This is a genomic window from Agromyces sp. G08B096, assembly GCF_040267705.1.
Taxonomy (GTDB): Bacteria; Actinomycetota; Actinomycetes; order Actinomycetales; family Microbacteriaceae; genus Agromyces.
On record NZ_CP158374.1, the window covers coordinates 1,776,239 to 1,788,533 of the forward strand.

Sequence of the window (12,295 nt, forward strand, 5' to 3'; positions counted from 1 at the left end):
GGGTGATTGTGACGAGCACCTCATTGACTACTCAGGCGAGCGCGCCCCTGATCAAGCGTCCCAACACCGTCGCGGTTGGCACGATCGTCTGGCTGGGCAGCGAGGTCATGTTCTTCGCCGGCCTCTTCGCGATCTACTTCACGCTCCGCGCGATGTCGCCCGAGCTGTGGGAGTTCGAGGCCAACCGGCTGAACTTCCCGTTCTCGCTCACGAACACGATCATCCTCGTCGCGTCGAGCTTCACCTGCCAGTTCGGCGTCTTCGCGGCCGAGCGCCTGCAGCCGTACGCCACCGGCAAGTGGTGGCAGATCGGCAAGTGGGGCATGGTCGAGTGGTTCTTCCTCACCTTCGCCATGGGCGCGATCTTCGTCGCCGGCCAGGTCTGGGAGTACGCCTCGCTCGTCTCCGAGGGCATCGCGATCGACTCCAACTCGTACGGGTCGGCGTTCTACCTCACCACGGGCTTCCACGGCCTGCACGTCACCGGCGGGCTCATCGCCTTCCTCCTCGTCATCGGCCGGGTGTTCGCAGTCAAGCGGTTCGGCCACCGCGAGGCGACGAGCGCGATCGTCGTCTCCTACTACTGGCACTTCGTCGACGTCGTCTGGATCGGTCTCTTCCTCGTCATCTACGTCCTCAAGTAAGCCGCGTCAGGAGCGTCACCCCAGCATGCCCGTGAACAGGAAGAAGCCAATGAACCGCCAGAAGCGACGCACCGGACGCCGGCACCCGCTCGCCACTGTCGCGCTGCTCGCGCTCGGCCTCGTCTTCACCGGCGGCGCGTACGCGGCGTTCAGCACCGGTACGGCGCAGGCCGAGGCCGACTCGTCGTCGCAGCAGACCATCGAAGAGGGCAAGAAGCTCTTCCAGGCCAACTGCGCGACGTGCCACGGCATGGACGCCGAGGGCACCGAGACCGGCCCGAGCCTCATCGGCGTCGGCGCGGCGGCGGTCGACTTCCAGGTCGGCACGGGCCGCATGCCCATGCAGATGCAGGGCCCGCAGGCTCAGCAGAAGCCGGTGCAGTTCACCGATGAGCAGGTCAAGCAGCTGGCGTACTACGTGGGCTCGCTCGGCCCCGGCCCCGACATCCCCGCCGACCACCTGGTCAATGGCGGCGGCGACGCGGCCAACGGCGCCGAGCTCTTCCGGATCAACTGCGCCATGTGCCACAACGTGGCCGGCGCGGGCGGCGCGCTCACCGAGGGCAAGTTCGCTCCCCCGCTGACGGATGTCTCGGGCGTCCACATCTACGAGGCGATGGTCAGCGGCCCGCAGAACATGCCCGTGTTCAACGACCTGAACATCTCGCCCGAAGACAAGCGCGACATCATCACGTACCTCAAGTACGTCCAGGACAACCGCTCGCCCGGCGGCTTCGAGCTCGGCTCGATCGGCCCGGTCGCCGAGGGTCTGTTCATCTGGATCTTCGGTCTCGGCGCGATCGTCGCCATCACCGTCTGGATCACGGCGAAGTCCAACTGACGCCGGTACCGAAGAAGCTCACGAAGGAGAACCATGGCCCAGGACGACACCAGCGGCACGGACATCGTCGCCGCCGACTCGTCGCACGCCGCGCCCACCGCTTCGCCGGGTACCGCGGTCATCGCCGCTGACGCGTTCGAGAACCCCGGGTTCCCGCCGCACCGCCCCCGTGTCACCGACGAGAACCCGCAGCGCCAGAAGCGCGCGCAGCGCACCGTGTACACGCTCTTCTACCTGTCGATCCTCGGCAGCGTCTGGGCGATCGCCGCGTACATGCTGTTCCCGATCGAGTCGAACGACGTCGGCATGGTCCGCTTGAACAACATGTTCTTCGGCCTCGGCGCCGCGCTCGCGCTCCTCGCGATCGGGTTCGGCGTCGTGCACTGGGGCAAGGCCGTGATGGTCGACGTCGAACTCGTGGATGAGCGCCACCCGATCGGCGGCTCCCCTGAGACGCAGGCCGCGGCCGCCCAGGTGTTCGCCGACGCCGACCGCGAGTCGGGCTTCACCCGCCGCACCGCGATCCGCAACAGCCTCATCGGCGCGCTGCTGGTGTTCCCGCTCCCGGCGGTCGTGCTGTTCCGCGGCTTCGCCCCGCAGGATCAGCTGCCGGTCCCGCTGCTCAGCCACACGATGTGGAAGAAGGGCACGCGCCTCGCGCTCGACCCCTCCGGCGCCCCCATCCGCGCGGCCGACGTCACCATCGGCAGTGCCTTCCACGTCATCCCAGAGGGTCTGCAGGACCTCGAGCACGGCCGCCTCGAAGAGAAGGCCAAGGCCGCCGTCCTCCTCATGCGTCTGCAGCCGGATGAGCTGAACGAGCGCGAGGACCGCAAGGACTGGTCCTACGACGGCATCGTCGCCTACTCGAAGATCTGCACGCACGTCGGATGCCCCGTTGCGCTGTACGAGCAGCACACGCACCACCTGCTCTGCCCCTGCCACCAGTCGCAGTTCGACGTGGCGAACCACTGCGAGGTCATCTTCGGACCGGCTGCCCGCGCCCTGCCGCAGCTGCCGATCACGGTCGACGACGAGGGCTACCTCGTCGCTCAGAGCGACTTCACCGAACCCGTCGGCCCGAGCTTCTGGGAGCGTCATTGAGCACCGCAACCACCAACGCGCCGCAGAAGCGGTCGTTCACGGCGGCAGCGTCCGTCTACGTCAACGAACGCACGAGCCTCGCGGGCTTCGTGAAGGAGCTGGGGCGCAAGGCGTTCCCCGACCACTGGTCGTTCCTCCTCGGTGAGGTCGCGCTCTTCAGCTTCGTCGTGGTGCTCATCTCGGGCACGTTCCTGACGTTCTTCTTCCAGGCCTCGATGGCCGAGGTCCATTACGACGGCTCCTACGTGCCCCTCAAGGGCGTGGAGATGTCGGTCGCCATGGCCTCGACGCTCGACATCTCGTTCGACATCCGCGGCGGCCTCTTCGTCCGGCAGATGCACCACTGGGCGGCGCTGCTGTTCGTGGCGGCGATCGGCCTGCACATGCTCCGGATCTTCTTCACCGGCGCGTTCCGCAAGCCGCGCGAGTTCAACTGGGTCATCGGCTTCGTGCTCTTCATCCTGGCGATGGCCGAGGGCTTCACGGGTTACTCGCTCCCCGACGACCTGCTCTCCGGCAACGGCCTCGCGATCATCAACGGCATGGTCAAGGGCATCCCGCTCATCGGCACCTGGACGTCGTTCCTCCTGTTCGGCGGCGAGTTCCCCGGCACGGCGATCGTCGGCCGCCTCTACACGCTGCACATCCTGCTCCTGCCGGCGCTCGTGGTCGCGCTCATCGCGCTGCACCTCGTGTTCGTCGTCGTGCACAAGCACACGCAGTACGCCGGTCCGGGCAAGACGCCGGGCAACGCCGTGGGCCCGCCCATCCTGCCGGTGTACGCGGCCAAGGCCGGTGGCTTCTTCTTCATCATCTTCGGTGTCGTGGCGCTCATCGCGTCGCTGTTCACGATCAACCCGATCTGGAACTACGGCCCGTACGACCCCTCCCCCGTGTCCGCGGGTACTCAGCCCGACTGGTACATCGGCTTCGCCGACGGCGCGCTGCGACTGATCCCGCCAGGCTGGGAGTTCGTGTGGCTCGACCGCACCTGGTCGTTCAACATCCTCGTCCCGCTCATCGCGATCGGCGTGTTCCTCGTGCTGGTGCTCATGTACCCGTTCATCGAGGCCTGGATCAAGGGCGACAAGCGCGAGCACCACATCGCCGACCGTCCGCGCAACGCGCCGACGCGCACCGCAATCGGTGCAGCGGGTGTCACGTTCTACGCCGGCCTGTGGGCGGCCGCGAGCTCCGACATCCTCGCCACGCACTTCTCGCTCACCATGGAGGGCGTGATCCACGCGCTGCAGTTCGTGGTGATCGTCGGCCCGTTCATCGCGTACTTCATCACCAAGCGTGTCTGCATCGCGCTGCAGAAGAAGGACCGGGAGATCGTGCTGCACGGCTACGAGTCGGGTCGCATCGTGAAGCTCCCCGGTGGTGAGTTCATCGAGGTGCACCAGCCGCTCGACGAGTACGACCGGTGGCGCCTCGTGAGCTTCGAGTCGTACGAGCCGCTGATGATCCGCCCGAACGCTCGCGGCAAGATCACCTTCGGTCAGCACCTGCGTGCCGGCCTCTCGCGGTGGTTCTTCGAGGACCGCATCGCGCCCGTCACCCGGGGCGAGCTCGAGGCCTCGCACCACGACGAGCACCACTGATCCGGCACCACACGATTCGGGCACCGGGCGCCATGTCGGTCGATTCGACCTGGCTCCGGTGCCCGAACTGTTTCCAGGATCTCGAGTCCGTTTCAGGCCGGACCTACGGGTGCGTCGATGGTCATCGGTTCGACCAGGCGCGCGGCGGGTACCTCACGTTGCTGCCGCCCCGTGCGCCGCGCACCGTCGGCGACGATCGTGCGATGCTCGAGGCGCGTGCCGAGCTGCTGGACAGCGGTGCGTACACGCCCATCGCGGAAGCGCTGCAACGCGCGGGCCGTGATCTGCTCGGCGGCGACACCGAGGTCTCGCTGCTGGATTTGGGGTGCGGAACTGGCCACTACGCCGGCGCCGTGGCCGACGCCGTCCCCACGCGTCGGATGCTCCTCGCCGACCGCTCCCCCGATGCCGTCCGGATGAGCATGCGGGCGCTCGCCGCCCGAGCGGCCGTGACGGGGGTCGTGCTCGACCTCTGGCGTCCGCTGCCGATTCGCGATGCGTCGGCCGACGTCGCGCTCGACGTCTTCGCACCGCGCAATCCTCCGGAGTACGCGCGGGTGCTTCGCTCAGGAGGACTGCTCCTCATCGTGGTGCCGACCGAGCGACACCTCGCGGAGCTCCGCGCGTCGGGTGACGTGCTCGAGATCCCCGCCGGAAAAGATGCCGCGGTCCTCGAGCAGTTCACGCCGCACGGGTTCGCCCTCGCCGGGCGTGAGCAGGTCGAGTACGCGATGTCGGCCGACCTGCGCCGGCGGTCGCTGCTCGTGGACATGGGGCCGTCCGCGCACCACCGTACGGCCACCGCCGGGACTTCGACCACGCCTGCCACCGAATCCGACTCGGACGTCGCCGGAGTCGTGGACTCCGACAGCGGCGCTGACTCGACGGTGACCGTCTCGGTCGACGTCCTCGCACTGCAGAAGCTCTGAGCGCCGACGACGGCGCCGAGCGTCTCGCAGGCTGTCCTAGGGCTCGCGCTCGCACCAGCTTCCGCACCGACGGCCGCGATCAGACTCCCTAGGCCCGTGCGTTGCGCGCATGGACGCCTCGGGCACTCGCGGCAGACGAAAGGGCCCGGCGCGTATCGCGCCGGGCCCTCACCGTCGTGCTCTCAGCGGGCGAAGTTCCCGCGGTAGTACTCGTAGACCCAGCCGACGAGGCTGATGACGCCGAGCGGGATCGCGATGAACGAGATCCAGAACCCGACCCCGAGACCGAGGAACAGCAGCGCCGCAGCTCCGGCGAGCATGATCGGCCACCAGCTCCAGGGGCTGAAGAAGCCGAGCTCGGGGTCGCCGTCGTCGATGTTCGCGTCGAGGCGGTCTTCAGGCAGCGTGCCGCCCTGGGCGCTGTGCACCCGGCCCAGGTAGAACGCGATGAACGCGGCCAGGACGGCGCTCAGCGAGATCGCGACCAGACCCACCCACTCGGGCGCACCGGCGTCGATCGTCGTCCAGGCGATGTACACCGCCGCTGCGAGGGCGAAGAACGCCGCCAGGATCCAGAACAGGATGACGTTCGCGCGCATCTACTTGACTTCCTTCGTCGCTGCGTCGTACACGGGTGCCTCGGGCGCATCCTTCGCCGGCCCGATGCCGACGGGGATGCCGGCCTCCGGGTGGTTCAGGTCGAACGCCGGCGCCTCCGAGCGGATGCGCGGGATCGAGGTGAAGTTGTGGCGAGGCGGCGGGCAGCTGGTCGCCCACTCGAGCGACCGTCCGTAGCCCCACGGGTCGTTGACGGTGACCTTCGGCGCACGACGCGCGGTGAGGTAGACGTTCAGGAAGAACGGGATCAGCGAGACCGCGAGGATGCCGGCACCGATCGTCGAGACCTGGTTCATCCACGTGATGTTGTCCTCCGGCAGGTACGAGTAGTACCGCCGCGGCATGGCGACCACGCCGAGCCAGTGCTGGATCAGGAAGGTCGTGTGGAAGCCGATGAACAGCAGCCAGAAGTGCCACTTGCCGAGCGTCTCGTTCAGCATCTTGCCGGTCCACTTGGGCCACCAGAAGTAGAAGCCCGCGAACATCGCGAACACGACGGTGCCGAAGACGACGTAGTGGAAGTGGGCGACGACGAAGTACGTGTCGGAGACATGGAAGTCCAGCGGCGGCGACGCGAGGATGACGCCCGTCAGACCACCGAACACGAACGTGATGAGGAAGCCGAGCGACCAGATCAGCGGCGTCTCGAACGTGATGGATCCCCGCCACATCGTGCCGATCCAGTTGAAGATCTTCACACCGGTCGGTACGGCGATGAGCATGGTCATCAGCGCGAAGAACGGCAGCAGCACCGAGCCGGTGACGTACATGTGGTGCGCCCATACGGTGACCGACAGCGCGGCGATCGCGATCGTGGCGTAGATCAGCGTCTTGTATCCGAAGATCGGCTTCCGGCTGAACACGGGGAAGATCTCGGAGACGATGCCGAAGAACGGCAGCGCGATGATGTAGACCTCGGGGTGTCCGAAGAACCAGAACAGGTGCTGCCACAGGATGACGCCGCCGTTGGCGGGGTCGTAGATGTGAGCGCCGAACACGCGGTCGGCGGCGGCGGCCAGCATCGCGGCGGCGAGCACCGGGAACGCCATCAGCACGAGGATCGACGTGACGAGCGTGTTCCAGGTGAAGATCGGCATGCGGAACATGGTCATGCCGGGGGCGCGCATCGTGATGATCGTCGTGATGAAGTTGACGGCACCGAGGATCGTGCCGAAGCCGGAGAGGCCGAGGCCGAGCATCCAGAGGTTGCCGCCGATTCCCGGGGAGAACGTGGTCGATGCGAGTGGTTGATACGCGAACCAGCCGAACGAGGCGGCGCCCTGCGGCGTGAAGAACCCGGCGACCGCGATGAGCGAACCGAAGTTGAACAGCCAGTAGGCGAAGGCGTTCAGGCGCGGGAACGCGACGTCGGGAGCGCCGATCTGCAGCGGCATGAGGACATTCGCGAAGCCCGCGAACAGCGGCGTCGCGAACATCAGCAGCATGATCGTGCCGTGCATGGTGAACAACTGGTTGTACTGCTCACGCGTCTGCACGATCTCGAGGCCGGGCTCGAACAGCTGCGCGCGGATGATGAGGGCCATCACGCCGCCGATGCAGAAGTAGATGAACGACGTGATCAGGTACAGGTACCCGATGACCTTGTGGTCGGTCGACGTGATCCAGCGGACGAGGATGTTGCCCTTGCGCTCGACCTTCGAGCCGCCGAACGGGACGCTGGCGGCCTGGGGCCGAGCCGGTGCGGTCGTGGTGCTCATTCGGCGTCGTGCTCCTCTTTCAGCTCGGGCGCGCCCGTACCGGGCAGGTTCTGGTTGCGGTCGTACTCGTTCGACAGCTGGCCTTCCTGGCCCTTGTCGCGGAGCGACTCGATGTAGTCGTCGTACTCGGCCTGCGAGACGACCTTCACGTTGAAGAGCATGAGCGAGTGGTACTCGCCGCAGAGCTCGGCGCACTTGCCTTCGTAGGTGCCCTCGCGCTCGGTCGTGAGCGACATGTAGTTCGTCTTGCCCGGGAACATGTCCTTCTTGTAGAGGAAGTCCACGACCCAGAACGAGTGGATGACGTCACGCGACTCGAGCTCGATCTCGACGTTCGCGTTCACCGGCAGGTAGAGCGTGGGGAGCTCGGACTGGACGAGCGAACCCTTGGGCCCCTCTTCGTCGAGCTGGCCCTGGATGCCGGGCGAGTACACGTCCTCGTTGACATAGTTGAAGTCCCACGCCCACTGCTTGGCGATGACCTCGACCTTGACGTCGATGTCCTCCTCGGCGAAGCGCTGCTCGATCGCGGCCTGGTCGCGCGCCGTGAAGGCGAAGAACCCGAGCACGAGGATGAGCGGCACGATCGTGTAGAAGACCTCGATCGGCATGTTGTACCGCAGCTGCACGGGCAGGCCGGTCTGGCCGCGACGCCGGCGGTACGCGATGACCGCCCAGATCGTGAGGCCCCAGGTGACGATGCCGACGACCAGCAGCACGATCCACGACGTCACCCAGAGGCCGGAGACTCGCTCGGTGTGGTTCGTGACGGGAGGCTGCCCCTCCTCGAAGCCGGGCAGGAAGCCGTGCAGCTGGGCCTGCGTGCACCCCGCGAGGACGAGGGTGAGTGTCGCTGCGATCGGAACAGCAGCCCATCGGAGACGGCGAGTGTGGCGCACCGGTGACCTTTCGGGAGACTCGAAGGCGCTTCACAGCGAAGCGCGTTGATCGCTGCCTAGCCTACTCCGACTCCGCCGGTCGGGTGTGCACCCGAACGCGGTGTCGGCCCTCGGATCGCCCGGAATTCGGCGTCGATCTGGAGAAACACGAAGGGGAGGCCGCATCTGCGGCCTCCCCTTCTGCGGGTGCGAGACGAGTCAGTGGAACGAGTCGCCGCACGCGCAGCTGCCCTGCGCGTTGGGGTTGTCGATGGTGAACCCCTGCTTCTGGATGGTGTCCTCGAAGTCGATCGAGGCGCCGTCGAGGTACGGCACGCTCATCTTGTCGACGATCACCTCGACGCCGTCGAAGTCCACGACGGCGTCGCCGTCGAGCATCCGCTCGTCGAAGTACAGCTGGTAGATCAGTCCGGAGCATCCGCCCGGCTGCACGGCCACGCGGAGGCGGAGGTCGTCGCGCCCCTCCTGCTCGAGGAGGCTGCGGACCTTGTTCGCCGCGGTGTCGGACAGGAGCACCCCGTGGGCGCTCTCGGTGATGGTCTGGCTCATCTCACTCCTTCGCAGGATCCGGCCGTCGCCGGTGGTCTGCCGCCATTGTACGCGCCGAACGCCGGGAACCGGCTGTGCAGCCGACGCATCGCGACCTACGGCCGCGGCTTCGCGTCCAGCCGCGCGAGGAAGAGAGCCTCGGCGAGCAGCGCCTTCTGGAAGACGCCGAGGTGCAGCGACTCGTTCGGGCTGTGCGCCTTGGAGTCAGGGTCCTCGACGCCGGTCACGAGGATCTGCGCGTCGGGGAACTCGTCGACGAGCTCGGCGATGAACGGGATGGACCCGCCGACGCCGATCTCGACCGGCGGCACGCCCCACGCGTCGGCCATGGCGGCGCGGGTCTCCTCGACCGCCCAGCCGCTCGTGTCGACGAGGAAGGCCTGGCCCGTGTCGACGTCCTCGAAGGTCAGGCGCGCACCGAACGGCGCGTGCGCCTCGAGGTGGGCCTTGATCGCCGCGTACGCCTCCTCGGCGGGCTGGCCCGGCGCGATGCGCGCGCTGATGCGGACGCGGACGCTCGGGAGGAGCGTGTTGGACGCGTTCGCGACATCCGGCGCGTCGATGCCGGTGACGGTGATGGCCGGCTCCGACCAGATCCGCGACAGGATCTCGCCCCGGCCGATCGGCGAGACGCCCTCGAGGAGGCCCGTCTCGGCGCGCAGCTGGCTCTCCTCGTACGCCGGCACCTCGAGGCCGGCGCCACGGAGCCCGTCGACGGCGACCGCGCCGTCGGCGTCCCACAGCGAGTCGAGCGTGCGGATCGCGGCGAGCATGGCGTCGGGCACCGCTCCCCCGAACATGCCCGAGTGCGACGCGTGCGCCAAGGTGTCGATGCGCAGGTTGAACGCGACGGCCCCGCGGAGGGCCACGGTGATGGCCGGCGTCGAGACATCCCAGTTGCCCGAGTCGGCGACGATGATTGCGTCGGCGGCGAGGGACTCGCGGTGGGCACGGAGGAAGTTGCCGAAGGAGCGGGACGTCCGCTCCTCCTCTCCCTCGATGAAGACGGAGAGCCCGAGATCGAAGTCCCCGGCGACCTCGGCCAGCGCGCGGATCGCGCCGACGTGGGCCATCACCCCGGCCTTGTCGTCCGCGGCGCCACGACCGTGGAGCCGGTCGCCGCGCTGCGTCGGCTCGAAGGGCGGCGTGTCCCAGTCCTCGTCCTTCCCGGGCGGCTGAACGTCGTGGTGGGCGTAGAGCAGCACGGTGGGGCGCCCCGCTCGGGCCGGCCGGTGGGCGAGCACCGCCGGCTGCCCGAGCTGGTCGCTGTCCTTCTCGAGCTCCCGGTGGATCTCGACCCGCTCGAACACGCCGGTGCCACGCAGCAGCTCGGCGACCGCCTCGGCGCTCTCAGCGACGTGCGCAGGGTCGAAGGCCGGCCAGGACACCGACGGGATGCGGACCAGCCGCGTGAGGTCGGCGATGGTCGTGGGGAATCCGGCCTCGACGGCGGCGCGGAGCGCCTCGGTGCGGTCGATGGCGGGCTGGTCGTCCGGCTGAACCGGAAGGGCGTCGGTCATGCCGGTAATCTTAAGGTCTACCGATCCGAGGAATCCCGTGGCCAAGCACCCTGAGAACACCCAGCCCACCTCCCCCGCCGCCCCCGACGCCGAGACGCTCGAGGAGACGCAGGCGAGGCTGAAGACCAGCGGCAAGGGGGCGCCGACGCCCACGCGCGCCGAGCGCGAGCCGCGCGCAAGCGCCCGCTCGTGCCGAACGACCGCAAGGAGGCGGCGCGCCAGGCGAAGGCGAAGGCCGCCGAGCAGCGCGAGAAGGTGCGCATCGGCATGGCGATGGGCGACGACAAGTACCTGCCCATGCGCGACCGCGGTCCGCAGAAGCGGTTCGTGCGCGACTACGTCGACGCCCGGTTCAGCATCGGCGAGGTGCTGATCCCCGTCATGTTCCTCGTGATCCTCCTGACGCTGGTGCCGAGCTACCAGGTGCAGTCCATCGGCATCCTCGCGCTCTGGGCGTTCTTCATCATCGCGGTGATCGACGTCATCATCCTGGGGGCGATCCTCACGAAGAAGGTGCGCGCGAAGTTCGGCGCCGACAAGGCCGAGAAGGTTCGCTGGTACGCCGCGATGCGCGCGCTGCAGCTGCGGCCGCTGCGCCTGCCGAAGCCGCAGGTCAAGTACGGCCAGTTCCCCTCCTGAGCGCGCGGCGATCAGGCTGGATCGAGCGGATGTCCCGGCCGGGGCATCCGCTCAATTCCTCTGATACGCACCGAACCTGAGGAGCGGGACGCGGCTCTCCTCGTCGGTGAGCGAGCCGTGCTGGCCGACCATCGTCTCCGCGCTGCGGTCGGACTCGCGCGCGTCGTAGTAGGCGATGCCGGCGCGTGCGGCGACGAGGACGTCGGCGATGCGGGGACGTACCTCGTCGTCGACCGTGCCGAAGAGACCGGCCTGGATCGCCTCGTCGCGGGTGAGGACCCAGGCGCGTTCGCCCTCGGCGGCCCGCCATCGCTCGGCCACGGCGGCACGATCGGATGCCTCGAGCCCCGGCTCGAGGTAGAGCGCGAGGCAGCGCGGCTCCCCGCCGACGTGCCGGACGCCCTCGAGCAGTTCCGGCGCCCGGTCGATGAAGACGTGCCGCCGTGCCGGCACGTCGACGACGCCGTGGTCCGCGGTGACGAGCAGGCCGGCGCCGCGAGGCATCCGCGCCGTGAGCGCGCCGACGGCGCCGTCGAGGCGCTCCAGCGCGGCGATCCAGCGCTCGGACTCCCAGCCGTGCGCGTGGGCGAGCTGGTCGAGTTCGGGCACGTACAGGTAGACGAGCGCGCCGTCGACCGAGTCGACGAGCTCGCGGGCGACGGCGAAGCGGTCCTCGATGCTCGCGGCGGCGTGGTAGTCGGCTCCGCGGAGGACGGCACGCGTGTAGCCGGAGTCGGCGTAGCGCGCCGCCCCGACCGTGGAGGGCTCGTAGCCCGCCTCGCGGGCCTGCTCGAACAGGGTGGCGCGGCGCTGCCAGTCCGTGGGAAGCACGCCGGCCTCCCAGCCGTTCAGCTGGTTTGCGAGGCGGTCGCGTTCGGGCACGAGCGTCCGGTACCCGACGAGACCGTGCTCGCCGGGGTCGGCGCCGGTGGCGAACGATGCGATGGCCGCGGCCGTCGTCGACGGGAAGGTCGTGCGCAGCACGTCGCGGCGCCCGAAGGCGGCCGAGAGCGTCCGCGCATGCCCGCGGCGGCCGGCGAGGTTGGCGGCGCCCAGCCCGTCGACGAGGACGACGACGGCGGAGCGGGCGGGTTGAAGTCCCAGCGGACCCGCGGGTTCGCCCTGACGGGCGCCGAGGCTCGCGATGGCACTCGGCAGCACCGCGGCAAGCCGCCGGGCGGAGTCGGCGGGCGCCGGTAGCATGGCAGGCATCGCGCTCAGTCTGGCACA

General features: G+C 68.6%; 12 protein-coding genes. 6 read left to right on the forward strand and 6 right to left on the reverse strand.

Features of this window, described 5'->3' with window-relative positions; genetic code table 11:
- Positions 1–8: 8 nt before the first annotated feature.
- The 5 genes from ABIQ69_RS08630 to ABIQ69_RS08650 are packed head-to-tail and all read left to right on the forward strand — an operon-like array spanning position 9 to position 5,122.
- Positions 9–644: a heme-copper oxidase subunit III gene (locus tag ABIQ69_RS08630; RefSeq protein WP_350349947.1), complete on the forward strand. Its 636-nt coding sequence runs from the start codon at positions 9–11 to the stop codon at positions 642–644.
- Positions 645–693: 49 nt separating this feature from the next.
- Positions 694–1,485 carry a cytochrome c gene (locus ABIQ69_RS08635; protein ID WP_350349948.1) on the forward strand — a complete coding sequence of 264 codons (792 nt, stop codon included), beginning with the start codon at positions 694–696 and terminating at the stop codon, positions 1,483–1,485.
- Positions 1,486–1,518: 33 nt separating this feature from the next.
- Entirely contained in the window at positions 1,519–2,589 is a 1,071-nt protein-coding gene (locus tag ABIQ69_RS08640) for a Rieske 2Fe-2S domain-containing protein (RefSeq protein ID WP_350349949.1), read from the forward strand.
- The gene (locus ABIQ69_RS08645) at positions 2,586–4,193 is read left to right on the forward strand and encodes a cytochrome bc complex cytochrome b subunit (RefSeq protein ID WP_350349950.1); all 1,608 of its coding nucleotides are present in this window, start codon (positions 2,586–2,588) and stop codon (positions 4,191–4,193) included. Before ABIQ69_RS08640 ends, ABIQ69_RS08645 begins: the two co-directional genes overlap by 4 nt.
- A gap of 32 nt (positions 4,194–4,225) precedes the next feature.
- Positions 4,226–5,122, forward strand: coding sequence for a putative RNA methyltransferase (locus tag ABIQ69_RS08650; RefSeq protein WP_350349951.1), 897 nt, complete (start codon positions 4,226–4,228; stop codon positions 5,120–5,122).
- A 182-nt stretch (positions 5,123–5,304) separates the two neighbouring features.
- On the opposite strand, the gene ABIQ69_RS08655 is transcribed toward ABIQ69_RS08650, so the two are convergent.
- The 5 genes from ABIQ69_RS08655 to ABIQ69_RS08675 form a co-directional block, all read right to left on the reverse strand.
- Positions 5,305–5,721, reverse strand: a complete 417-nt coding sequence (locus ABIQ69_RS08655; protein ID WP_350349952.1) for a cytochrome c oxidase subunit 4 — start codon at positions 5,719–5,721, stop codon at positions 5,305–5,307.
- A complete protein-coding gene (gene ctaD, locus ABIQ69_RS08660) occupies positions 5,722–7,458 on the reverse strand; it encodes a cytochrome c oxidase subunit I (RefSeq protein ID WP_350349953.1) in 1,737 nt (578 codons plus the stop codon).
- Complete coding sequence (coxB, locus tag ABIQ69_RS08665) at positions 7,455–8,357, reverse strand: cytochrome c oxidase subunit II (protein WP_350349954.1); 903 nt, start codon at positions 8,355–8,357, stop codon at positions 7,455–7,457. The genes ctaD and coxB overlap by 4 nt, the downstream gene beginning before the upstream one ends.
- A 198-nt stretch (positions 8,358–8,555) precedes the next feature.
- Positions 8,556–8,906, reverse strand: coding sequence for an iron-sulfur cluster insertion protein ErpA (erpA, locus tag ABIQ69_RS08670; protein ID WP_350349955.1), 351 nt, complete (start codon positions 8,904–8,906; stop codon positions 8,556–8,558).
- A 95-nt stretch (positions 8,907–9,001) separates the two neighbouring features.
- The gene (locus ABIQ69_RS08675; protein ID WP_350349956.1) at positions 9,002–10,426 is read right to left on the reverse strand and encodes a dipeptidase; all 1,425 of its coding nucleotides are present in this window, start codon (positions 10,424–10,426) and stop codon (positions 9,002–9,004) included.
- A gap of 189 nt (positions 10,427–10,615) precedes the next feature.
- On the opposite strand from ABIQ69_RS08675, the gene ABIQ69_RS08680 reads away from it, so the two are divergent.
- Positions 10,616–11,065, forward strand: coding sequence for a DUF3043 domain-containing protein (locus tag ABIQ69_RS08680; protein WP_350349957.1), 450 nt, complete (start codon positions 10,616–10,618; stop codon positions 11,063–11,065).
- Positions 11,066–11,116: 51 nt separating this feature from the next.
- Here ABIQ69_RS08680 and ABIQ69_RS08685 read toward each other — a convergent pair whose 3' ends face one another.
- Positions 11,117–12,277, reverse strand: a complete 1,161-nt coding sequence (locus ABIQ69_RS08685; protein WP_350349958.1) for a nucleotide pyrophosphatase/phosphodiesterase family protein — start codon at positions 12,275–12,277, stop codon at positions 11,117–11,119.
- Positions 12,278–12,295: the final 18 nt, after the last annotated feature.

Excerpts from the sequence above, each read along its gene's own strand:
- ABIQ69_RS08635 (WP_350349948.1), top strand. The coding sequence starts at position 694 with ATGAACCGCCAGAAGCGACGCACCGGACGCCGGCACCCGCTCGCCACT.
- ABIQ69_RS08640 (WP_350349949.1), top strand. The coding sequence starts at position 1,519 with ATGGCCCAGGACGACACCAGCGGCACGGACATCGTCGCCGCCGACTCG.
- ABIQ69_RS08650 (WP_350349951.1), top strand. The coding sequence starts at position 4,226 with ATGTCGGTCGATTCGACCTGGCTCCGGTGCCCGAACTGTTTCCAGGAT.
- ABIQ69_RS08655 (WP_350349952.1), bottom strand. The coding sequence starts at position 5,721 with ATGCGCGCGAACGTCATCCTGTTCTGGATCCTGGCGGCGTTCTTCGCC.
- ctaD (WP_350349953.1), bottom strand. The coding sequence starts at position 7,458 with ATGAGCACCACGACCGCACCGGCTCGGCCCCAGGCCGCCAGCGTCCCG.
- erpA (WP_350349955.1), bottom strand. The coding sequence starts at position 8,906 with ATGAGCCAGACCATCACCGAGAGCGCCCACGGGGTGCTCCTGTCCGAC.
- ABIQ69_RS08675 (WP_350349956.1), bottom strand. The coding sequence starts at position 10,426 with ATGACCGACGCCCTTCCGGTTCAGCCGGACGACCAGCCCGCCATCGAC.
- ABIQ69_RS08685 (WP_350349958.1), bottom strand. The coding sequence starts at position 12,277 with ATGCCTGCCATGCTACCGGCGCCCGCCGACTCCGCCCGGCGGCTTGCC.